This window comes from Pseudaquabacterium pictum (genome assembly GCF_005403045.1).
Classification (GTDB): domain Bacteria; phylum Pseudomonadota; class Gammaproteobacteria; order Burkholderiales; family Burkholderiaceae_C; genus Pseudaquabacterium; species Pseudaquabacterium pictum.
This window is the reverse complement of record NZ_BJCL01000016.1, coordinates 102732-124596: the sequence shown is the minus strand read 5'-3', so window position 1 is coordinate 124596 and position 21865 is coordinate 102732. Positions and strand designations below refer to the sequence as shown.

Annotated in this window: 15 protein-coding genes and 1 pseudogene; 2 read left to right on the top strand and 14 right to left on the bottom strand. The window is 73.2% G+C overall.

Going from position 1 to position 21865, the window contains the following annotated elements:
• Positions 1-121 (top strand): annotated as a pseudogene (locus FFT10_RS27835) (IS110 family transposase); the annotation flags it as partial.
• Between the two features lie 269 nt (positions 122-390).
• Here FFT10_RS27835 and FFT10_RS22740 read toward each other — a convergent pair.
• The 14 genes from FFT10_RS22740 to FFT10_RS22675 all read right to left on the bottom strand — a co-directional run bounded on the left by FFT10_RS22740 (position 391) and on the right by FFT10_RS22675 (position 20984).
• Positions 391-1458 (bottom strand): calcium:cation antiporter, encoded by a 1068-nt coding sequence (locus FFT10_RS22740; RefSeq protein WP_137735172.1) that lies wholly within the window; start codon positions 1456-1458, stop codon positions 391-393.
• A gap of 80 nt (positions 1459-1538) precedes the next feature.
• On the bottom strand, positions 1539-2543 hold the full coding sequence (locus FFT10_RS22735; protein ID WP_137735171.1) for an NAD(P)H-binding protein: 1005 nt from the start codon (positions 2541-2543) through the stop codon (positions 1539-1541).
• Positions 2543-3496 (bottom strand): chlorophyll synthesis pathway protein BchC, encoded by a 954-nt coding sequence (gene bchC / locus FFT10_RS22730; RefSeq protein WP_137735170.1) that lies wholly within the window; start codon positions 3494-3496, stop codon positions 2543-2545. The genes FFT10_RS22735 and bchC overlap by 1 nt, the downstream gene beginning before the upstream one ends.
• Before the next feature lie 43 nt (positions 3497-3539).
• On the bottom strand, positions 3540-4865 hold the full coding sequence (locus FFT10_RS22725) for an alpha/beta fold hydrolase (RefSeq protein WP_137735169.1): 1326 nt from the start codon (positions 4863-4865) through the stop codon (positions 3540-3542).
• Between the two features lie 113 nt (positions 4866-4978).
• Positions 4979-8242 carry an ATP-binding protein gene (locus FFT10_RS22720; RefSeq protein WP_137735168.1) on the bottom strand — a complete coding sequence of 1088 codons (3264 nt, stop codon included), beginning with the start codon at positions 8240-8242 and terminating at the stop codon, positions 4979-4981.
• Between the two features lie 27 nt (positions 8243-8269).
• Positions 8270-12427, bottom strand: coding sequence for an immunoglobulin domain-containing protein (locus FFT10_RS22715; RefSeq protein ID WP_162520886.1), 4158 nt, complete (start codon positions 12425-12427; stop codon positions 8270-8272).
• A gap of 87 nt (positions 12428-12514) precedes the next feature.
• Positions 12515-13756 carry a glycolate oxidase subunit GlcF gene (gene glcF, locus FFT10_RS22710; protein WP_137735166.1) on the bottom strand — a complete coding sequence of 414 codons (1242 nt, stop codon included), beginning with the start codon at positions 13754-13756 and terminating at the stop codon, positions 12515-12517.
• A 31-nt stretch (positions 13757-13787) separates the two neighbouring features.
• Positions 13788-14504, bottom strand: coding sequence for an LrgB family protein (locus FFT10_RS22705; protein WP_137735179.1), 717 nt, complete (start codon positions 14502-14504; stop codon positions 13788-13790).
• 14 nt (positions 14505-14518) lie between these two features.
• Positions 14519-14875: a CidA/LrgA family protein gene (locus tag FFT10_RS22700; protein WP_137735165.1), complete on the bottom strand. Its 357-nt coding sequence runs from the start codon at positions 14873-14875 to the stop codon at positions 14519-14521.
• Entirely contained in the window at positions 14872-15543 is a 672-nt protein-coding gene (locus tag FFT10_RS22695; protein WP_228027254.1) for a class I SAM-dependent methyltransferase, read from the bottom strand. The genes FFT10_RS22700 and FFT10_RS22695 overlap by 4 nt, the downstream gene beginning before the upstream one ends.
• 2 nt (positions 15544-15545) lie before the next feature.
• Entirely contained in the window at positions 15546-16634 is a 1089-nt protein-coding gene (glcE, locus tag FFT10_RS22690; RefSeq protein ID WP_174246140.1) for a glycolate oxidase subunit GlcE, read from the bottom strand.
• A gap of 2 nt (positions 16635-16636) precedes the next feature.
• Positions 16637-18157 (bottom strand): FAD-linked oxidase C-terminal domain-containing protein, encoded by a 1521-nt coding sequence (locus FFT10_RS22685; RefSeq protein WP_137735164.1) that lies wholly within the window; start codon positions 18155-18157, stop codon positions 16637-16639.
• Between the two features lie 93 nt (positions 18158-18250).
• A complete protein-coding gene (locus tag FFT10_RS22680) occupies positions 18251-19912 on the bottom strand; it encodes an L-lactate permease (protein WP_137735163.1) in 1662 nt (553 codons plus the stop codon).
• Positions 19913-20093: 181 nt separating this feature from the next.
• Entirely contained in the window at positions 20094-20984 is an 891-nt protein-coding gene (locus FFT10_RS22675; protein ID WP_137735162.1) for a LysR substrate-binding domain-containing protein, read from the bottom strand.
• Positions 20985-21143: 159 nt separating this feature from the next.
• Here FFT10_RS22675 and FFT10_RS22670 point away from each other — a divergent pair, with 159 nt between their 5' ends.
• Complete coding sequence (locus FFT10_RS22670) at positions 21144-21848, top strand: PEP-CTERM sorting domain-containing protein (protein WP_137735161.1); 705 nt, start codon at positions 21144-21146, stop codon at positions 21846-21848.
• Positions 21849-21865 lie beyond the last annotated feature (17 nt).

Here is a 21865-nt window from a genome sequence, read left to right as displayed (position 1 = left end):
AGGCAAGCCGGGCAAGGTGATCGTGGTGGCGTGCATGCACAAGCTGCTGGCCATCGCCTACGGCGTGCTGCGATCTGGCAAGCCCTTCAATGCTGACCATCTGAAGCCAAGCGCCGCTTGACACGCAAAACGGTGTCTTGACCTCCGCAAAACAGGCCCACCCGATCCGACGCTCGGCCACCACTGAGGCCTTCGCCCCACGCGGAGACGGAGGCTGGACGAGGACGGCGGGTACCTGGCCGACGGAAGTAGAGGCGGAGTCCTATTCGCCGCTTGCGGCGTGTAGGACGGGGGACATGGAGTCGGCGAGGTACCCGGCGGCCTTGGCCTCGCGCCGGAGATGGCGAGTCGGCAACGACCGCAACGAGCCCCAAGCCGCCCCCGACCGCCTCAAGGCACCAGCGACAAGAACAGGAAGGCCGCGAACAGCACCAGGTGCACGGCGCCCTGCATCATGTTCGTGCGACCGGTGCCCAGGGTGATGGCACCCACCAGGAAGGCCAGGGCCAGCAGCACCAGGTCTTTCGGCGCCAGGCCCAGCACCAGGGGGAGGTCGAGCACGGTGGCGGTCACCACCACCGCCGGGATGGTCAGGCCGATGCTGGCCAGGGCCGAGCCCAGGGCCAGGTTCATGCTGGTCTGCAGCCGGTCGGCCAGTGCGGCACGCACGGCGGCCCAGGTCTCGGGCAACAGCACCAGCAGGGCGATGGCGATGCCGATCACCGCCTTGGGCGCGCCTGCGGCCACCACCGCCGCTTCGATCATCGGCGACAGCTGCTTGGCCAGGCCCACCACCGACACCAGCGCCACCAGCAACAGGCCGAAGCTGGCCAGGGCCAGGGCATTGGACGGCGGCGCGGCATGCACGTCCTCGTCGGCGGCGTTCTTCGGCGGCAGGAAGTAGTCGCGGTGGCGCACCGTCTGCACGAAGACGAAGATCGCCCACAGCGCCAGCGACGATGCGGCCACGAAGACCAGCTGCGACAGGGTGTAGGTGCCCTCGGGCGAGCTGGTGGTGAAGCTGGGCAGCACCAGCGACAGCCCGGCCAGGGCCACCAGGGCCGACAGCGCCGAGTTGGTGCCTTCCATGCGGAAGGTCTGCTCATGGTGGCTGATGCCGCCGGCCAGCAGGCAGATGCCCACCACGCCGGTGCAGATGATCATCACTGCCGCATAGATGGTGTCGCGCGGCAGGGTGGCGGTGTCGGGGCCGCCGGCCAGCATCATCGAGACGATCAGCGCCACCTCGATCACCGTGATGGCCACCGCCAGCACCAGGGTGCCGAAGGGCTCGCCCACGCGGTGGGCCACCACCTCGGCATGGTGCACCGCGGCGATCACCGCGCCGATCAGCGCCACCGCGCAGGCGGCGGCCAGGGCCGTGCCCATGGTCAGGCCCAGGCTGGCGGCCAGCAGGCCGGCAGCACCCAGTGGAAGAAGCAAGGCCCAGGCAGGCATGGCAATGTCCGATGTCGTCAGGCGCGAAGCGGTGGATCAGGCGCACCGCGCGGGGCGGCGCGGGCGGGCGTTGGCCCTGATCAGAACACGGCGTGGTCGCCGCGTTCCATCGTCGTGCGGCCGGCCAGCAGGTCGGCGTAGAAGCCGGCCAGCGTCTGGCTGCCGAAGGACGGCGTGGCCGCGGCATCGTAGCGGCCGGCGGCGGCGTCCCACACCAGCATGGATTCGGTGGCGTAGTAGCGGCCGATGCGCGCCAGCTCGGCCTTGGCGGCCAGCGCCGGCAGCAGCCGCCCGGCCGTGCCCAGCACCGCGATGATGGTGTCCATCAGCGCCACCGGCACCTGCTTGAACTTCGGCGGCAGGCCCGCCGCGGCGAACAGCAGCGCACCCTGCTGGCGCGGCGTGATGGCCTCGCCCGGGCCGCCGATGGGCAGCACGCGGTTCTGCCGGCCGGCGTCGGTCAGGCAGCCGGCGATGAAGTCGCCCAGGTCGTCGTCGCTGATGGGCTTGCAGGCGGTCAGCGCGCCGTCGCCGAACAGCAGGAAGGGCTTGCCCTGCTGCACCCGCGCCACCTGCCCCGCCAGCGACTTGAAGAAGGCGGTGGGCCGCACGATGGACCAGGTGAGGCCGGACGCCATCAGTTCCCGTTCAAACGCCAGCTTGGCCTGCTGGAAGGCCAGCAGCGGCTTCTGCACGCAGATGGCCGACAGCAGCACCACCTGCCGCACGCCGGCGGCCCGGGCCGCCGCCAGTGCCAGCACATGGGCAGCGTGGTCGATGGCCCAGGCGTCCTTCGGCGCGCCGGTGCGCGAGGCCAGGCAGGACACCAGCGCATCGAAGGGCTCGCCGCAGAACGCGTCGCGCGCCAGGGATGCCGGGTCGGTCACGTCGCCGACGCGCAGCGTGGCGCCGGGCAGCAGCCGGGCGATGTCGGCCTGCGCCAGCCGCCCGCCGGGGCCGGCACGCGGCCGCACAAAGCAGACCACGCTGTGGCCCTGCCGCCGCAATGCACGCACCGTGGCCTGGCCGATGGTGCCGGTGGCGCCGAGCACCAGCACGCGCTGGCCGGCCGCGGCGGCGGCCATCAGGCGGTCCAGTCCAGCATCATCTTCAGGCACTGCGGGTCGCTGAAGGCGACCTCGTAGGCCTCGCGGGCGCGGCCGGGGTTCAGGGTGTGGGTGATCAGGCCGTCCAGCGACAGCGCGCCGGACGCCACCAGCGCCGTCACCGCCAGCAGATCGTGCTTCTTCCATTGCGCGGCGATGCGGATGCTGGCCTCGCGCATGAAGGCCGGCGCAAAGGCGAAGCCCAGGTCGGTCTTGTAGAAGCCGGCCAGCACCACCTCGCCGCCGGGGGCCAGGCGGCCGATCAGGCCATTGAGCAGGCTGGCATCGCCGCTCACGTCGTAGACGGCGGCGTAGTCCTTGCGTGCATCGTCCTCGGGCGGGATCACCGCGTAGCCGGTGGCGCCCAGGCGGCGCGCCGGCTGCGTCTCCCACACCGTGGGCGCGGGCAGGCCCAGGGCCAGGGTGATGCGGGCCAGCAAGCGGCCCATCACGCCGTGGCCGACGATCAGGCCCGGGGCGATCAGCGGCTGGCGCTGCCCGCCGATGGCGATCGCGTGGTAGCAGGTGGCGGCCAGCGCCAGCAGCACCGCCTTCGGACCCAGGTCGGCCGCCACCGGCACCACCCGGTCGTGCGGCACGACCAGCCGCGCACCGGCGCCGCCAAAGATGTTGCGCACGCCCTGGAAGCTGTAGGAGCCGGGGATGAACACATGGCTGCCGACGGCCACCGCAGCCGCCGGCCCCGCCCGCACCACCTGGCCCACCGTCTCGTAGCCCGGCACCAGCGGGTAGCCCAGGCCGGGGAAGGGCGGCATGGTGCCGTCCCACAGCAGCCGCTCGGTGCCGGTGCTGATGCCGCTGTGCTGCACCGCCACCTCCACATCGGCGTCCTCGAAGGCCTTCAGTTCCAGGCTGCGCACCGCCAGGGTCTGCGGTGCGTCGAAGACGATGGCATGGGCATGGGTGGTCATGGCGGCGAGGTGTCAGTGCTGGTTGACACCATCTTACCGATCGTCAGCGTGGCACGACGCGCGTCGCCAGGGGTTGCGGCACAAACGCCGGCAGGAAGCGGCAGTCGGCCGGTTGCGCCGCACGCAGTTGCCGGCAGCGGTCGGCGATGCCGGCTGGGCTGGGTGCGCGGCCCTGGTCGACCCAGGCCAGCAGGGCCTCGAACAGCGGCGGGTACATCGCATCGCCCCAGTAGCTGTGTTCACTGGAGTCCACGAAGGTCTGCACCAGCCGGCCGCCGTTGCCGGCGGCCACCATGCGCTGGCGCAGCGTGTCGCTGCCTTCGACGAACACGGTGGCATCACCCACGCCATGGGCGGTGAGCACCGGCGCGGCGAAGCGGCCGCGGTGGTCGGTGTCGGCCGCAAACCGCGCCACGGCCGACGGGTCGGCCTGGAAGCGCGGCACGCCGGCGTTCAGCGCGGCATCGTCGGCCGATCCGGCATAGCGCACGCCGGCGTTGCCGAACGGGCTGACGCCGCCGTTCTTCTGCGTGATGTCGCGGAAGGTGAAGGTGGCGTAGTTCAGGTGCCCGGCCACCGAGCTTTCGGGGATCTTCAGCACCGTGGCGATGGTCTTGAGCTTCTGCGCCTGCTCGGCCGTGCGCTGGGCGGCCGGCCTGCCGGTGCCCAGGCAATCGGTGGCGCGCTGGGCCAGGTCGGCGGCGGTCAGCTTGCTGTCGGCGGGCAGGCCGATGGGCAGCGGATAGGCCGGCTCGTCCGGCCGCGGATGGTTGTTGCACAGGTGCTGGTAGATGGCGCGCAGGTCCACCCGGAAGTCGTAGGTGGCCGGCCCGGCCACCACGGCGCTGGTGAGCAGGATGCCGTCCCAGGACTTCGGGAACAGCTCGGCCGCGCGCGTGGCCACCATGCCGCCCCAGGACTGGCCATGCAGCAGCGTGCGCCGCGGCTTGGCCACATGGTCGACGAAGATGCGGCGCACCCGCTCGGTGTCTTCGGCCGCGGTGGTGACGGCGAAGCCGCCCTGGCGGAACACTGACCCGGCCCAGGCATGGCCTTCGCGCACGGTGATGGCCCAGCGCTGGATGTCCTCGTCGTTGCGTTTGGCGCTGGGCGGGCCCAGCGTCGGTCCGCCGTGGGCATGCACCACCAGCACGCCGCTCCACTGCGCCGGCACCACGATCAGGTAGTGCGCCGAGGCCGAATCCTGGCCGCGCAGGCAGCGTGCACCGGCGGGCACGCCGGCCGGGCAGGCCTGGGCCTGCGGCGGCGCCTCGGGTGGCGCCGCGGGCGGGCTGGCGCAACCGGCCACCACCAGGGTCATCCAGGGCCACAGGGTCACCAGGCCGAGCCGGGCCAGGCGGGTGCGCATTCGGTGCAGTGGATGCATGGTCGTCGAGGGAGGCCAGAACGGCCCCACGATACCAACCAACGGCTGCTGCGCTTGTCGGGGCTGGCCCTGGGTCGCCGCCAGTCGGCCGCGCATCAGCCTGCTGCCGCCGCCAGCAGCGCCCTGTTGACCGGGTTGCGGTGCAGAAAGCTGTCGATGAAGGCCGGTGGCACATGGGGCAGCGCCTGCCGGGTGACCCAGCTGGTGCCCTGCTGCAGCGCCAAGGCGGCCTGGTCGTGGCGGCCGGCGGCGGCCAGCGCGCGGTGTGCCACCCACCAGGCCTCGGCCCGGTACATGGAATCGGGTGCGCAGCCGCCGTCGAACAACGCCAGCACCTGCGCTGCAGCCGCTGCCGCAGCGCCGGGATCACCGGCGGCCAGCGCGGCCTCGGCCAGATGGACATGCAGGCCCATCAGCGCACCGAACCGTTCGGACGCGCGCAGCACCGGGGCCAGTTGCGCGGCCTCGGCCTGCCGCACCGGCGCTGGCGCATGCCGCAAGGCGCGCACCCGCAGCAGCGGGCCGCGCGCCGGGTCGCTGGCGGCCAGCGCCAGTGCGGCCTGCACCGCGCCAGCCGGCAACGGCTGCTGCAGCAGCCGCGCCAGGTCGGCCTGCAGCAGCAGCCGGTCGGCCTGCAGCCAGGGCGGCAGGTCGTCGGGCGGGTCGCGCAGCAGCGGCACGGCCCGCCCGGGCTGGCCCAGGTCCAGCCACAGCCGCACCAGCACCATGCGCGTGGCCTGCTGCCAGAAGCCGGCGCCGCTGCGCGCAAACAGTGGCAGCAGGTCTTCCAGCGCCGCCAGCGCGCTGGCGAAACGGCCGGTCTCGGCCTCGTCGCGGGCCACCACCAGGCGGTCGATCGGTGCACCCTGGCCGCCGCCCAGGTCGGTCCCCGACAGGGCGCGGCCCTCGGTGGCCAGCGCCACCGCACGATCGAATTGGCCGCCCTGGCGCAGCGTGACGGCGCAGTTCAGCAGCAGCCGGCCTTCGGCATCCCGCAGGCCGGCACGGCGCGCGGCAGCACGCGCCAGGTCGTAGGCCGCCACCGCCTCGCGCCGGCGGCCGCGGTGGCCCAGCGTGGCCGCCCACTCGCCATGCCACAGCATGCGCAGCGCCTCGTCGGGCTGGGCATCGACCCAGGCGCGCAGCGGCAGCAGCAGGGCCAGCGCCTCGTCGGCACGGCCCAGGCGGCACAGCGACGTGGCCAGGTGGCAGGCGATGCGCACCGGCCATTCGCCTTCAGCCGGCGGGCGCGCCAGTGCCAGCGCGGCCTCGCCCACGGTGACGGCGGCCTCGGACTCGCCGCGCTCGGTCAGCAGGTCGCATTGCGCGGCCAGGGCCTGGATGCGCTGCGCGTCGGTCCGGGCGGTCTCGGCCAGCAAGCGGCATTCCGCCAGGGCCTGGTCGCCGAGGTCGGCATGTTGCAGCGCGCGCACCCGCAGGCAGCGGGACTGGAAGCAGGCGTCCTGCATGCCGGCGCTGGCATAGGCATCGGCGGCCTGGGCATGCAGCGTGGCTTCTTCCTGCAGGCGCGCGGCGCGCTCGGCGCGCTGGGCCGCGGCGGTGAAGGCATCGCCCGCCCGCGCCGGCACGCCGCCTTCCAGCCAGTGCGCGGCCAGTCGCGCCGGTTCGGCACCGCGCGCGGCCAGCCAGTCGGCGCATTGCGCATGCACGCGGCGCGCCACCACCGGCGGTACGCTGCGGCGCGCGGCGTCGGCCACCAGGTCATGGGCAAAGGCCTCGTCACGCAGCACCTGCGCGGCCTGCAGCTCGGCCCAGGGGCCGGCCAGCTGCACCGCGCTGTGGCCGGTGGCGGCTTCGGCCAGCTCGATGCAGAAGTCGATGCCGGCGATGGCCGCCACGCGGGCCAGCGTCATGGCGGGTTCGCTCAGGCGCTGCAGGCGGCGTTCGATCAGCGCGCCCACCGAGCCTGGCCGTGGCAACTGGCCGCGTGCCAGGCTGCCGTCCTGCAGGCCCTGCTTCAGCGTCTCCAGCAGGTACAGCGGGTTGCCGCCCGTGTGGCGCACCAGGGCGGGTGCGATGGCCGCGCCATCGAGGCCGTCGATCGCCAGCGCGTCGACCAGCGTGGCCGCTGCCACCTCGTTCAGCGGCGCCAGCGTGACCACCTCCAGCCGCTGCAGTTCGACCAGGCCGTCGCGCAGCGCCTGCGCGGCCGGGGGTGACTCGGCGGGTCGCTGCGCCAGCAGCCAGCGGCGCGCCGGCTGTGTGCCGGCCGCCAGGCCGGCGGCCAGCTCCAGCGTGGCGGCATCGGCGAAGTGCAGGTCGTCGAGCACGATGGTGTCGATGCCGTGCACCGCCAGCAGCGCGTCGACCGCCGCCAGCAGCAGGCCCGGCCGCAGCGCCGCCGTGCCTGGTGCGGGCACGGCGCCGGGCGCGATGTGGGCCAGCGCGTCCTGCAGCGGCCCGCCGAGGCCGTGCGCCTGCTGGCGCCACAGCGGCGCCAGGAGACGCGACAGCGTGGCATAGGGCGCGCCACTGTCGCCGGGCCGGCCAGCCGCCTGCAGCATGTGGGCGCCGCCGGCCAAATCGGCCAGCAACCGGCTCTTGCCCAGGCCCGCCTCGCCTTCCAGCAGCACGGCGCGGCCGTCGACCCAGGCGCGCTGGACGGCGGCGCGTTCGGCATCACGCCCGGCCAGCACCGGCGGGCGCTGCAAGGCCACCGGCAGGCTGGCGGGCGCCATGGGCGTGGCCGGTGCCGGCCCGGTGTTGCGGCGCAGGGTGTCGGCCAACGCCCGGGTGGCCGCAGCGGGCTCGCTGCCATAGCCGGCCGCCAGGCGGGCGCGCAGGCGGTCGAACACCGCCAGCCCGGCGGCGGACTCGCCGCGCAGGTAGTGCAGGCGCATCTGTTCCCGGGCCGCGGCCTCGCTGTCGGGGTCGGCAGCGGCATGGCGGGTGGCGGCGGCCAGTGCGCTGTCCAGGTCACCGGCGGCTTCGGCCGTGGCCAGCGCGTCGCGCAGTGCCTGGGTCTGCTGCAGCGCGCTGGCCTGGCGGCGGGCGTCGAGCCAGGCTGCCAGGTCGGCGCTGTCGGTGTAGTCCAGGCCCTGCAGCAGCGGGCCGTCTGCAACACCCAGCGCCACGCCCGTGGCCAGGTGCAGGCGGTCGTCCCCATCCAGCACGGGCTGGCCGCATTGCTGCTTGAAGCGCAGCAGTTGCTGGCGCAGGTTGCGCCGCGGGTCCGACGAGTCGGGCCACAGCCAGCCGGCGGCGCGTTCGCGCGCGAAGCCGGGCTCCAGCGCCACCAGCGCACAGAGTGCGGCGGCGCGGCGTTCCAGCACCGTCTCGCGGCCGTCGGCGGCGACGACACGGGCCGTGCCGTGCAGAAGAAGGGTCAGCGTTGGCATCGCGCCGGCGATGTTCGCACCGTCTCGTCAGGGCAGTTGCACATGGATCAGCGCATGGTCGGCATTGAGCAGCAGTTCCCGGGCGCTGACGGCCCACACGCCGCGTGCGTTGCGCAGGCGCGGGTTGGCGCCCAGGCGCAGCACGCTGCTGTCGCCCGCCACGCCCGCGACGGTGTCGACCACGCCGCCGGCCGACACCCGCCGCACCGTGTCGCCGGCTGCGCTGACGACGAACAGCGTGCCGTCGCCGGTGGCCGCGATCCACGCCGGGGTGTCGAAGCGTGCGGCACTGCCGGTGCCGTCCACGTTGCCGGCCAAGCCCGGCTGGCCGGCCAGCGTGCTGACCACCCCAGCAGGCGTGATCTTGCGCACCGCATGGTTGAACATGTCGGTCACATACAGGTTGCCGGCGCCGTCGATGGCCACCGCACCGGGCGTGCGGAAGCGCGCCGCCGCGCCGGTGCCGTCCGCGCTGCCCACCAAGCCGGCGGCGCCGGCGAAGGTGCTGACCTCGCCCGCCGGGGTGATCTTGCGCACCGTGTGGTTGCCCCAGTCGACGACATACAGGTTGTCTGCGGCATCGATGGCGAGACCGTTCGGGTTGCGCAGGCGCGCCGCCGCGCCGGTGCCGTCGGCGCTGCCTGGCACCCCCGGGCTGCCGGCGAAGGTGCTGACCACGCCGTCGGGCGTGATGCGGCGGATGACATGGTTGTCCCAGTCGCTGACGAACAGGTTGCCGGCGCTGTCGAAGGCCAGGCCGCCGTTGCCGGCAAAGCGCGCCGCGCTGCCGGTGCCGTCGGCATGGGCGAACACGCCCGGGCTGCCGGCCAGCGTGCGCACGGTGCCACCCGGCAGCACGATGCGCACCGTGCTGTTGCCGAAGTCGCCCACCGCTGTGCTGCCGTCGCGTGCCACCGCCAGGTAGTTGGGCGTGTTGAAGCGTGCCACGTCGGCCGGGCCGTCCGCGCTGCCGGTGCTGCCGGGCAGCCCCGCCAGGCGCGACGCCACCACCACCGGTGCGGTGATGGCCACGCTGGTGCTTTCCACCCGCCCGGCGTCGTTGCGGGCGATGGCGAAGAAGCGGGTGCCGATGCAGGCCTCGGCCACGCCGGTCAGGGTGAGTGCCGGGCCGCTGGCGACAAAGTCGAAGCTGCAGGCGCCCAGCACGTACCGCCCGCTGGTGCCGATGCGCTCGTTGTCGGCCGCCCAGTCGATGGCCGGTGCGGGGGTGCCGCTGGTGCCCACGCTGAAGACGATGGCGTCAGTGCGCCAGGTCTGGGCCGTGGGTTGCTGCGTGATGGCCGGCGGCACGCCCGTGAAGACGGTCAGCACCGCCCCCTGGGCGAACACATGGCCACCGGCGCTGGAGGCAAACAGGGTGTAGACCGCGCCGTTGTCGGCCAGCGTCAGCGGCGGCGTGGTGTGGCGGCTGCAGTCGGTGGCGCCGGGGATCACGGTGCCGTTGCGCAGCCACAGGCATTGCGGCGCCGGGTTGCCGGCCACGCTGGCGCTGAAGGTGGCGCTGCCGCCGTCCACCGCGCTGCGGGCCTGCGGCGGCAGCGTGATGGTGGGCGCACCGGGCGCCGCGGTGACCACCAGGCCGGCCGCGGTGCTGGTGGCCGCACCGGCGGCATTGCTGACCGTCACCGTGTAGTCGCCCGCATCGCCGGCCTGGGCTGCATCGATGCGCAGCACCGCAGCGCTGGCGCCGGCCACATCCACACCGTTGCGCTGCCAGCGGTAGGCCAGCGGCCCGCTGCCGCTGGCAGCCACCGCCAGCAGGGCGGGCTGGCCCACCAGCACCGCCACGCCCACCGGCGCCGTGGTGATGACCGGTGCCATGGGCACCGGTGCCGTGCCACCCGGGCCGACGTTCAACAGCGCCACCTGGCTGCTGGCCACGCCGCTGGCGTTGGACACCACCACCGCATAGGCACCGCGGTCGGCATCGGCCACGCTGGGGATGGTGAGCACCGCTGCGGTGGCGCCGGGCAGGTTGATGCCGTCGCGCTGCCACTGGTAGGCCAGCGCACCGCCGCCGGCCGACACCGCAAAGCTCGCCGACGTGCCGGCCGCCACCGTCAACGACACCGGCTGCCCGGTGATGACCGGCGGCATGCCGGTCAGGGCGCCCTGCGTCACCGTCAGCCGCGCGGCAGTGCTGCGCACGGTCGCTTCGACATTGCTCACCTCCAGCTGGTACAGCCCGGCGTTGGCGGCATTGACGCTGTGCAGCGTGAGCAGCGGCCCGTTGGCCCCGGGAATGCGCACGCCGTTGAAGAGCCACTGGTACGACATCGGCTGCGCGCCGCCCACGGCGGTGGCGAACAGCACCGCGCTGCCGGCGCTGACGGTGGCGGCGGCCGGCTGCGCGGTGAAGACCGGCGGCGCCTGGCCGGTGGTGACCTGGATGCTGGCGGCGTCGCTGGTGGCCGTGCCGGCCACCGTGGTGTAGGTGGCGCGGAACTGGCGGCCGCGGTCGGCGGTGGTCAGCGGCTGCAGGCCGGTCAGGCGGTCGGTGCTGGCCTCGTCGCCCTCGATCGGGTAGTTGGGGCGCAGGTTGCGGTAGCCCGCGCCCACGTCGACCCAGGGGTCGGTGTCGGACAACCGGGTCTGCCAGGTCACGCGGTCGGGCAGCGGCAGGCCGCGGTAGGCCACCGTCATGTCCACCACCTGCCCGGTGTTGTACTGGCGCCCGACCGGCTGGGTGGTGATCACCGGCGCCGGGAAGTTGCTGGACACGCGCAGCTGGCTTTCACGGCTGTAGGCGCAGCGCACCGGCAGGGTGTTGGCGCACACCCGCAGGCGGTAGCTGGTGCCGTCGTCGGCCGCGCGCGCGGTGCCGTACAGCAGCAGGCTGTCGTCCAGAAACTGCCAGACCCCGGGGGCGACGGTGGTGGTGCCGGGCAGCAACTGCACGTCGGGCACGGCCGCCCAGGTGGTGCTGTCGCGCAGCCGCTGCTGCCACTGCGCCGTGGCGGCCTCGGGCGCCACCCAGGCCGAGGGCAGGGTCACCAGCTGGCCGACCAGCCGGTCCATGCGCGCCGGTGGATGCGCGGTGATCAGCACGCTGTCGATCGGAAAGGCGCGCACCACCATGATCGGCTGCACCGCGATCGGCAGTTCCCAGCCGCCCCAGCCTTCGATGCAGACCAGCCCCAGCCGGTGCTGCGTGCCCCAGGCGTCGACCAGCGCGTCGGCCGGCAGGTCGGTGGTGGGCTCGCCGGTCCAGAAGTCGGGGTCAGGCGGGTCCCATTGGCTGAAGGCGGCGTTGATGGTCTCCAGCGAGCTGTAGGCGGTGTCACGCGCCAGCGGCGTGCTCTCGTCGCCCCAGATCAGCCAGGTGGCGCTGTCGGGCACGTAGGCCGCCAGGCGCGACGCGCGCTCGCTGGCCGGGTCGGTGGCGATGCGGTTGACGCCGGCGACGTCGCCCGGCAGGCGGTAGACCACCCCGCTGCGGGTGACGTTGCCGATGACGAACTGCCCGCTGCACAGGTTGGCCAGGTCCGACGCGCTGCCGATGGCCGCGGTGATGCGCAGTTGGGCCGGCGTGTCGGCCGCCGGCTGCTGCACCAGCCGGGCGGTGCTGCCGGTCACGGGCAGGGCGCTCCAGCCATTGTCGAGCCGCACCTGGACTGTCGACACCGCGGGATCCGGCATGCCGGTCCCGGCCCCGGAGATCAGCCCCGCGCGCGGCACCGGCACGACGACGAAGTAGGACAGGCTCTGCACCTGCACGGCCACGGTGCCGTCTTCGACCACCGCGTCCATCAGCAGCTGCCAGCGCTGGCCCGGGCTGCCCTTCAACACCGCCGGGCGCTGGTCGGCGCGCAGTGCGCCGGCGTCGTACGGGATGCGCACCGTCACCGGCTGGCGGAAGTTCTGGCCGTGCGGGGTGACGGCGAAGGTGCTGCTGGCCGGCACGAAGCGCGACGGCAACGGTGGCGCACCGGTGTCGTCGCGCGCGATGCCGACGGTGGCGTCGGCGCCCAGCGCACCGGCCGGCACCTCGACCGATGCACCGTCGATGCCCAGCACCCGGCCGCCGCCGGTGCCCAGCAGCGCCTGGCCGCTGCGGCGCTCCGCCTGGCCGGCATCGCCGGTGGCCGGGTCGTTGCCGCCGCCACAGGCGGCCAGCAGGGTGGCTGCGGCGAGCAGCCAAGCGGTGGGCCAACGTCGGGTCATCGTGCGCTCCATCGTGTCGTCCTGCCGCCGTTGTAGGCGGGCAGGCGTCACGCGGGCGTCACGTGGCCCGGCGCTGCGCCCCCGTGGTCAAGGGGCCGGATGCAGCGCCTCGTCCAGCGCCTCCACCCAGTGCTTGACCGGCGTGCTGGTGCCGCTCTGCAGGTGCTGGATGCAGCCGACGTTGGCCGACACGATGGCGGTGGGCTGCAGCTCGGCCAGGTGGCCGAGCTTGCGGTCGCGCAGCTGGTGGCTGAGCTCGGGCTGCAGCACGCTGTAGGTGCCGGCCGAGCCGCAGCACAGGTGCGGCTCGTTCAGCGCCACCGCCACGTCGAAGCCCAGCGCCCGCAGGCCCTGCTCCACGCCGCCGCGCAGCTGCTGGCCATGCTGCAGCGTGCAGGGCGGGTGGAAGGCCAGGCTGCCGGGCTGGGCATCGGCCATGCGGGGCTTGAGCACGGCCACGATCTCGGGCAGCAGCTCGCTCAGGTCGCGCGTCAGGCTGCTGATGCGGGCCGCCTTCTCGGCGTAGGCGGCATCGCCGGCCAGCGCATGGCCGTAGTCCTTGACCTGCACGCCGCAGCCGCTGGCGTTCATCACGATGGCCTCGACCTGGCCGGCCTCGACCAGCGGCCACCAGGCGTCGATGTTGCGGCGCATGTCGTCCAGGCCGCCGGCGTGGTCGTTCAGGTGGGTGCGCAGCGCGCCGCAGCAGCCGGCCTTGTCGGCGATGACGGTCTGGATGCCGATGGCATCGAGCACGCGGGCGGTGGCGGCGTTGATGTTGGGCAGCATCGCCGGCTGCACACAGCCGGCCAGCATCAGCACCTTGCGGGCACGTTCCTTCTTCGGCCACTGGCCGGCGCGCGGATGGCGGGCGCCGGGGACCTTGTCCTTCAGCGTGCCCGGCAGCAGCGGCCGCACCAGCTTGCCCACGGCCATGGCCGGGCCGAACAGCGGCGAGGTCAGGCCCTCCTTCAGCAGCCAGCGCACGGTGCGTTCGCCGGCCGGGCGCGGCACCTTGGCCTCGACGATCTTGCGGCCGATGTCGACCAGGTGGCCGTAGTCCACACCGCTGGGGCAGGTGCTCTCGCAGTTGCGGCAGGTGAGGCAGCGGTCCAGGTGCTGCTGCGTGGCGCGGGTGGGCGCGGCGCCTTCGAGCACCTGCTTCATCAGGTAGATGCGGCCGCGCGGGCCGTCCAGCTCGTCGCCCAGCAGCTGGTAGGTGGGGCAGGTGGCGGTGCAGAAGCCGCAGTGCACGCACTTGCGCAGGATGGCCTCAGCCGCCTCGCCGTCGGGCGTGCCTTGGAACTCGGGAGCCAGGTTGGTTTGCATCGCGGGGCGTTGTCTCGGGTTCTTGATGGGGTCAGGTCAGCCAGCCGGCCAGCAATGGCATCAGCAGCGCGGCCAGCACCGCCTGCAGGCCCAGGGCCAGGCCGGCGTAGGCGCCGGCATCGGGGTGCACCTGCAGCGCGCGGGCCGCGCCGATGCCGTGGCTGGCCGTGCCCAGTGCAAAGCCGCGCACCAGCGGCCGGCGGATGCGCAGCAGGGTGAACAGGTACGGGCCGCTGATGGCGCCGACCAGGCCGGTCAGCACCGCCAGCACCGCCGCCAGCGCCGGGATGCCGCCCAGCTGCGCGGCGATGCCCATGGCCACTGGCGCGGTGGTGGATTTCGGCGCCAGCGAGGCCAGCACCTCCACCGGCAGGCCCAGCGCCCAGCCGATGGCCACCGCGCTGGCGCTGGCCGCCACACCGCCGGTCAGCGCCGCGGCCAGCAGGGCCAGGCCACGCTGGCGCAGCTGCGCCCGGCGCTGCCACAGCGGCCAGCCCAGCGCCACCACCGCCGGCCCCAGCAGGAAATGGATGAACTGCGCGCCGGAGAAGTAGGCCGGGTAGGGCACGCCGGTGGCCAGCAGCAGGCCGGCCAGCGCCACCACCGTCCACAGCACCGGGTTGGCCCAGGGCGCGTGGTCCAGCCGCTGGTAGACCGCCTGGGCTGCCAGGTAGACGCTCAGCGTGGCCGTCAGCCCGAACAGCGGCGTGGCCGACAGGTACACCCACAGCTGCACCACCTCCTGCATCGCGGGGGTGGTGGTCATGGCGCGGGGGCCGGCTCGGCCGGCAGCAGGGCATCCAGCACCCAGCCGGTGACGGCCAGGCCCAGCCAGGTGGACAGCAGCAGCGCCAGCGCCATCCGCAGCCCATGCTGCGACAGCAGGGCCAGGTGCGTCATCACGCCCACGCCCACCGGCACGAACAGCAGCGACAGGTGCTGCAGCAGCGCATCGGCCGCCTGGCCGGCCGGCGCGCGCAGCCGCGGCCAGGCCAGGGCGGCCATCAGCAGCAGCAGGCCCAGCACCGGGCTGGGCAGCGGCAGGTGCAGCAGGCGCACCAGCGCCTCGCCGGCCGACTGGCACAGCAGCAGGATCGCCAGGCCGTGCAGCAGGGTCATGACAGCGTGTAGACCAGGGCCCAGTAGTGGGTCCAGTCCACCCACTGCGCGTCCCGCGCCCGCGGGCCCAGGGCCGCCACCGCCTGGTCGGGCGTGGGGAAGTTCTTCAGCACCTCGTGGGTGCTGCCGTCGTCCAGCGGGCGCAGCTGGTAGGTGTTGCCGTCGGCGTCGCTGCGGGTGATGGGTGTGCTGCTGGTGGGCACGAAGCGGTTGTCCAGCATCACCACCACCGCGCCGGGTGCCAGCCGGGCGTGCAGGGTGTCCAGCCAGGCGGGCAGGCGGGCCAGCGGCACATGGCTCCACCAGCAGCCGGCATACGCCGCGTCGAAGGTGTCATCGCCCAGTTCGGCCAGCGTGTAGGCGTCCACGGTCTGGAACTGCACGCCCGCCGGCATCGCCGGCTTGGCGCGGGCCACGGCCAGGGTCTCGGGGTTCAGGTCGGTGGCGCGCCAGTGCGCGGCCTGTGCGGCGCCATGCGGTGTCCACCATCCGGTGCCGGTGGCGATCTCCAGCACCCGCCGGCCGGCGAACAGCCCGGGCAGCCAGGCCTCCATCGCCCGCAGGTCGGCCTGGCGCTCGGGCTTGGCATACACCCGCTCGTAACAGGCCGCGCGCTGCCGGTAGTACTGCGCCATGCTGTGCGGCGTGGCGGCGGGCGTGCCGGCCATGGTCACAGCCCCGGGTACAACCGGCCGGGGTTGAAGATCCGGTCGGGATCGAAGGCATCCTTCAACCCCTGGTGGATGCGCAGCAGCGGCGCGGCCAGCGGCGCAAACGCGTCACCCGGCGCACCGCCACGGAAGGCACTGGCATGGCCGCCCACCCGCGCCGCCGCCTCGCGCAGCGTGGCCGCGGTGGCGGTGGTCACCACCCAGCGCTGGCCGCCACCCCATTCCAGCAGCTGCTCGCCCGGCAGGGCCAGCGCCGGCGCCGTCTGCGGCACCGACAGCCGCCACAGCGTGGCGCCGGCCTGCACCGCCTTGTGCGCGCCGATGAAGAACTCGTCGGTCTGGTCGCGCAGGCCCTGCCAGAAGCAGGCCGCCAGCGCATCGTCCACCGGCTCGCCGCCCAGCCGCCGCCGGGCCGACTGCACCGCGGCTGCCGCACCCGACAGCCGCAGCACCAGCATGCCGTCCCACCAGGCGCTGGCGTTCACCGGCAGCGGCTGGCCGCCCCAGGTGTTGAGCTGCTTCAGCGCCGCGGCCTGGTCCAGCTCGAAGCGCAGTGTGGCGCTGGCCACCGGCACCGGCAGCACCTTCAGGCTGACCTCGCACAGCACGCCCAGCACGCCCAGGCTGCCGGCCAGCAGACGCGACACGTCATAGCCGGCCACGTTCTTCATCACCTGGCCGCCGAAGCTCAGCACCTCGGCCTGGCCGTTGAGCAGGGTGGCACCCAGCACGTAATCGCGCACGCCGCCCACCGCCGCCCGCGCCGGCCCGGCCAGGCCGGCGGCCACCATGCCACCCACGGTGGATGCCGGCCCGAAGCGCGGCGGCTCGAACGGCAGGCACTGGCCTTTCTCCGCCAGCGCCGCCTCCAGCGTGGCCAGCGGCGTGCCGGCGCGCACGGTGACGACCAGCTCGCTGGGCTCGTAGCTGCTGATGCCGGCCAGCGGCGTCACATCCAGCGGCGTGCCCTGCACTGGCCCGCCGTAGAAGGCCTTGGTGCCGCCGCCGGTGATGGCCAGCGGCGTCTTGTCGGCGCGCGCGGCGCGCACCTGGTCGATCAGGGCATCGAGTGCGGCATCGGCTGCCATCGTCAGAACCGCTCCAGCTCGGGGAAGGGCAGCAGCCCCTTCTTCACATGCATGCGGCCGTACTCGGCGCAGCGGTGCAGCGTCGGGATCACCTTGCCCGGGTTCAGCGTGCCGGCGGCATCGAACGCGCGCTTGACGCCGAACATCTGTTCGCGCTCGGCGGGGCTGAACTGCACGCACATGCTGCTGAGCTTCTCCACGCCCACGCCATGCTCGCCGGTGACGGTGCCGCCCAGGGCCACGCTGGTCTCCAGGATGTCGGCGCCGAACAGCTCGCAGCGGTGCAGTTGATCCGGGTCGTTCGCATCGAACAGGATCAGCGGGTGCAGGTTGCCGTCGCCCGCATGGAAGACGTTGCAGCAGCGCAGGTCGTACTTCTTCTCCATTTCGGCGATGGCGATCAGGATGTCGGCCAGCCGCTTGCGCGGGATGGTCGAGTCCATGCACATATAGTCGGGACTGATGCGGCCGCTGGCCGGGAAGGCGTTCTTGCGGCCGCTCCAGAACTTCAGCCGCTGGGCCTCGCTCTCGCTGACCTGCAGCCGGGTGGCGCCGCAATCTTCCAGCACCGCGAGCATGCGACCGATCTCTTCTTCCACCTCTTCCGGCGTGCCGTCGCTCTCGCACAGCAGGATGGCGGCGGCATCCAGGTCGTAGCCGGCGTGCACGAAGTCTTCCACCGCGGCGGTCATCGGCTTGTCCATCATCTCCAGCCCGGCCGGGATGATGCCGGCGGCAATCACTGCGGCCACCGCGTTGCCGGCGTCGCGGATGTCGCCGAAGCTGGCCATGATGCAGCGCGCCAGCTGCGGCTTGGGCGTGAGCCGGACGGTGACCTCGGTGGTCACCGCCAGCATGCCTTCGCTGCCGATCACCACCGCCAGCAGGTCGAGGCCGGCGCCATCGAGCGCCTCGCTGCCGAACTCCACCGGCTCGCCCTCGGCGGTGAAGCTGCGCACCCGCAGCACGTTGTGCACCGTCAGGCCGTACTTCAGGCAGTGCACGCCGCCGGAGTTCTCGGCCACGTTGCCGCCGATGGTGCAGGCGATCTGGCTGCTGGGGTCGGGTGCGTAGTACAGGCCGTGCGGCGCGGCGGCCTCGCTGATGGCCAGGTTGCGCACGCCGCACTGCACCACCGCCGTGCGGCTGAATGGGTCGACCTTCAGGATGCGGTTGAACTTGGCCAGCGACAGCACCACGCCCAGCTCGTGCGGCATGGCGCCACCGCTCAGGCCGGTGCCCGCGCCGCGTGCCACCACCGGCACGCCGATGGCGTGGCAGGCCTTCAGCACCGCGGCCACCTGGGCTTCCGTCTCGGGCAGGGCCACGGCCAGCGGCAGGGCGCGGTAGGCGGTGAGGCCGTCGCACTCGTAGGGCACGGTGTCCTCGCGGTGGTGCAGCAGCGCATGGGCCGGCAGCAGGCCGCGCAGGGCCGCCACCACCTGCTGCTGGCGGGCGGTGCGCTGGGCGGCGTCAGCGTGGGCCGGCTCGGCCAGGGCGGCGGCCGGCGTCGGGGCGTTCATGGTGTCTCCTGGTGGCTGGGCTGCACTGTAAGCAGTTTCACGCCCGGCATTGGCGACCCGGCTGCAAGCCACCTGCACCCGGGTGGCATGCAATCAGTGCACGACCATCAGGGTGAATGGCCACACATAGGCCTGCAGCGTGACGAAGCCGCCCACCAGGCAGGCCAGCGCCACCGAGTGGAAGAACACATAGCGCAGGATGTCGCCCTCGTGGTTGAACCAGCGGGTGGCGGTGCTGGCCACCACGATGCTCTGGGCGTCGATCATCTTGCCCATCACGCCGCCCGAGCTGTTGGCCGCGCCCATCAGGTTCGGGCTCAGGCCCAGCTGCTCGGCCGCCACCTTCTGCATGCCGCCGAACAGCACGTTGCTGGCGGTGTCGCTGCCGGTCATGGCCACGCCGATCCAGCCCATCAGGGTGCCGAAGAACGGGTACAGCCAGCCGGTGTTGGCAAAGGCCAGGCCCAGCGTGGTGTCGGTGCCCGAGAAGCGGGTCAGCGTGCCCAGGCCCAGCATCAGCACGATGGTCAGCAGCGAGTAGCGCACCAGCCACAGCGTGCGGCCGAAGCACTGCACGATGGCCACCGGCCGGTAGCCCATCACCAGCGCACCCAGCACCGCCGCCAGCAGGATGCCGGTGCCGGTGGCCGACAGCAGGTTCAGCGTGTAGATGGCCGATTCGAAGTGCGGCGTGGGCACCACCGGCGGCACCTTCTGGATCAGGTTGTGCAGGCCGTCGATCGGGAACTTGGGCGCGTACACGCCGTTCAGGAACTCCTTGACCGGCGGCAGGCCCCAGATGAACACCGCCACCGTCAGGATGGCCCAGGGCGTCCAGGCCCGCACCAGGTCGGCCCGGGCGTGCCGCACCATGCGCCGCGGCGGCTTGGCCTCCGCCGCGCTGACGTCCTTGCCGCGCAGCGACGGCGAGGTCCACACCGTCTTCGGCTGCCACACCCGCAGGAAGGCGATCAGCGCCACCATCGAGACGATGGCCGCGATGATGTCCACCAGCTCCGGCCCGATGAAGTTGCTGACCAGGTACTGCGGGATCGCGAAACTCAGCCCGGTGACCAGGATGGCCGGCCAGATCTCCCACATCGCCTTGCGCCCTGCAAAGGCCCAGATCAGCCAGAACGGCACCAGCAGGCTGAAGAACGGCAGCTGGCGGCCGATCATCGCGGTCACCTCCATCAGGTCGTAGCCGTGCACCTTGGCCAGCGTGATCACCGGCGTGCCGAGTGCGCCGAAGGCCACCGGCGCGGTGTTGGCGATCAGGCTCAGGCCCGAGGCCGCCAGCGGGGAAAAGCCCAGGCCGATCAGGATGCCCGCGGTCACCGCCACCGGCGTGCCGAAGCCGGCCGCGCCTTCGAAGAAGGCGCCGAAGCAGAAGGCGATCAGCAGCAGCTGCAGCCGCCGGTCCTCGGTGATGCCCGACAGCGAGTCCTGCAGCACCTGGAAGCTGCCGTTCTGCTCGGCCAGCTGCTGCAGGAAGATGATGTTCAGCACGATCCAGCCGATCGGCAGCAGGCCGGTGAAGCCGCCGTACATGGCCGCGCGCCCGGCCAGGTCGGCCGGCATGCCGTAGGCAAACACCGCCACCGCCACCGCGGCCAGCAGGCCCAGGCCGGCGGCGATGTGGGCCTTGATGTGCAGGAAGCCCAGTGCCACCAGCATCACCACCACCGGCACGGCGGCCAGGGCGGTGGAGATGAACATGTTGTGAAAGGGGTCGTAGACCTGTTGCCAAACCATGGATGTCTCCTCGTGTGCGCCTGGGCCACCTCTGTCGGGGACCACCGGCATGCCTGCAGCGGGCGCTGCACCTCGTCGCTGCGCATGGTGCCGACGGGGGAGCGGCGGCGCGTGAAATTCACTGCGCCGCGGCGTGAGGAGATTTCAGGCCGTCAGGCCCGCGTCAGCCGTGCCGCGCGGCTCAGGCCTGCAGCGAGGCCGTCAGCCAGTCGACGAAGGCGGCGCATTCCCAGCGCGCCAGCGTGCCCGGCTTCCAGCACAGGAAGTGGTGGAACGGCGACGGCACGCTGCGCGGCGACAGCCGCAGCAGCCGGCCGCTGTCCAGCCAGGCGGCGGCCAGCTTGGGCCGGGTGAGCGCCACGCCGAAGCCGGCCGCCGCGGCGTCCAGCATCAGGCCCACGTCGTTGAACTGCGCGCCTTCGTGCGGTTCGGGCAGGTGGATGTTGCAGGCCTGGAACCACACGCTCCAGGGCACCAGCGGGCTGCGGATCAGCCGGGCGCGGGCCACCTCGTCGGCGGTCTCGAAATGCCGCGGGAACGGGCCGGCCTCGATGGCGTAGTCGGGGCTGCAGACCGGGCAGACATCGTCGCTGAGGATGCGCACCTGCTCCACGCCGGGGTAGGGCCCGGTGCCGAATCGCACCTCCAGGTCGGCCTCCTCGGCCTTCACGTCCAGCAGCGGGATGGCCACCTGCAGCACCAGGTCCACCTCGGGCCAGGCGCGGCGGAAGGCGGCCAGCCGCGGCATCAGGATGGCGCGCGAGAAGGTCGGCGTCACCGCCAGCCGCAGCCGCGCGGCGCTGGGCGCGGCCTGGCGGTGGCCGGGCATCTGGGCCAGCACCTGCAGGCCCTGGCGCACCTGCACCAGGTAGGCCTGACCGTCGGCGCTGGGCGTGAAGTCGCTGCGGGCGAACAGCCGCGTGCCCAGCAGCGTCTCCAGCTGGCGCATGCGGTGGCTCACCGCGCTGGGCGTCACATGCAGTTCCTCGGCGGCCAGCGTCACGCTGCGCAGCCGCGCCAGGGCCTCGAAGGCCTGCAGGCAGTGGATGGGCGGGATGCGGATCGGGGGCATCGGCGATGGGGCGCGGTCCGCCCACTGTACGCCGCGGGTCCGACCGCGCCCGCGCCCCCACAACCGCGGGGGTGCCCGGGCCAGCGGCGGAGACGGCGCGGAGACGCTGCGGGCCGACGATCCGCCTGTCTGTCACCCACCCACCGGAACCGCCCCTTCATGCGCCACCTCGCCTGCCTGACGCTCTCGACGCTCGGTCTGCTGACCCTCGACGCCCACGCCACCGTGCAGATCACCACCCAGCAACAGGCGAACCTCGGCTTCACCGTCGCCGCCGACGATCTGCTGCAGACGGCGCTGGCGGGCAGCCAGTTCACCGGCGACTTTGCCCGCACCGGCACCGCGGGCGCCGCGGCGCTGGCCAACGGCATCTACGGCGGCCAGGGCTTCCAGGGCCCGGGCGGCGAGGCGGCCACCGCCGACGGCAGCAACACCGCCACCTTCATCCTGCAGGCCGGCACCGGTCTGGGCCAGGACATCACGGCGATCGCCACCCATGCCGGCTGGGACGGCAACCGCGGCGGCCAGGCCTACACGCTGTCGTACGCCACGGTGGCCGATCCGCTGCGCTTTCTCCCGCTGGCCACGGTGTTCTTCAATGCCACCACACCCGGCGGCAACACCAACACCCGCGTGCTGCTCACTGACAGCAGCGGCGTGCTGGCCCGGCAGGTGCACAGCCTGCGCTTCGCCTTCAACGACGGGCTGGACTACGGCTTTGCCGGCTACCGGGAGATCGATGTCTTCGGCGTCGCGGCGGCGGTGCCCGAGCCCGCCACCTGGGCGCTGGCGCTTGCCGGTGCAGCGCTGGTGGGCCTGGCGAACCGCCGCGCCGGGCGCCGCGCCGGGCGCCAGCCGGCGTGATCGGCGGCGGCACCGCC

What these genes read in the sequence shown, in the direction of transcription:
- FFT10_RS22740 (WP_137735172.1), bottom strand. Translation starts at nt 1,458, where the DNA reads ATGCCTGCCTGGGCCTTGCTTCTTCCACTGGGTGCTGCCGGCCTGCTG.
- FFT10_RS22735 (WP_137735171.1), bottom strand. Translation starts at nt 2,543, where the DNA reads ATGGCCGCCGCCGCGGCCGGCCAGCGCGTGCTGGTGCTCGGCGCCACC.
- bchC (WP_137735170.1), bottom strand. Translation starts at nt 3,496, where the DNA reads ATGACCACCCATGCCCATGCCATCGTCTTCGACGCACCGCAGACCCTG.
- FFT10_RS22725 (WP_137735169.1), bottom strand. Translation starts at nt 4,865, where the DNA reads ATGCGCACCCGCCTGGCCCGGCTCGGCCTGGTGACCCTGTGGCCCTGG.
- FFT10_RS22720 (WP_137735168.1), bottom strand. Translation starts at nt 8,242, where the DNA reads ATGCCAACGCTGACCCTTCTTCTGCACGGCACGGCCCGTGTCGTCGCC.
- FFT10_RS22715 (WP_162520886.1), bottom strand. Translation starts at nt 12,427, where the DNA reads ATGACCCGACGTTGGCCCACCGCTTGGCTGCTCGCCGCAGCCACCCTG.
- glcF (WP_137735166.1), bottom strand. Translation starts at nt 13,756, where the DNA reads ATGCAAACCAACCTGGCTCCCGAGTTCCAAGGCACGCCCGACGGCGAG.
- FFT10_RS22705 (WP_137735179.1), bottom strand. Translation starts at nt 14,504, where the DNA reads ATGCAGGAGGTGGTGCAGCTGTGGGTGTACCTGTCGGCCACGCCGCTG.
- FFT10_RS22700 (WP_137735165.1), bottom strand. Translation starts at nt 14,875, where the DNA reads ATGACCCTGCTGCACGGCCTGGCGATCCTGCTGCTGTGCCAGTCGGCC.
- FFT10_RS22695 (WP_228027254.1), bottom strand. Translation starts at nt 15,543, where the DNA reads ATGGCCGGCACGCCCGCCGCCACGCCGCACAGCATGGCGCAGTACTAC.
- glcE (WP_174246140.1), bottom strand. Translation starts at nt 16,634, where the DNA reads ATGGCAGCCGATGCCGCACTCGATGCCCTGATCGACCAGGTGCGCGCC.
- FFT10_RS22685 (WP_137735164.1), bottom strand. Translation starts at nt 18,157, where the DNA reads ATGAACGCCCCGACGCCGGCCGCCGCCCTGGCCGAGCCGGCCCACGCT.
- FFT10_RS22680 (WP_137735163.1), bottom strand. Translation starts at nt 19,912, where the DNA reads ATGGTTTGGCAACAGGTCTACGACCCCTTTCACAACATGTTCATCTCC.
- FFT10_RS22675 (WP_137735162.1), bottom strand. Translation starts at nt 20,984, where the DNA reads ATGCCCCCGATCCGCATCCCGCCCATCCACTGCCTGCAGGCCTTCGAG.
- FFT10_RS22670 (WP_137735161.1), top strand. Translation starts at nt 21,144, where the DNA reads ATGCGCCACCTCGCCTGCCTGACGCTCTCGACGCTCGGTCTGCTGACC.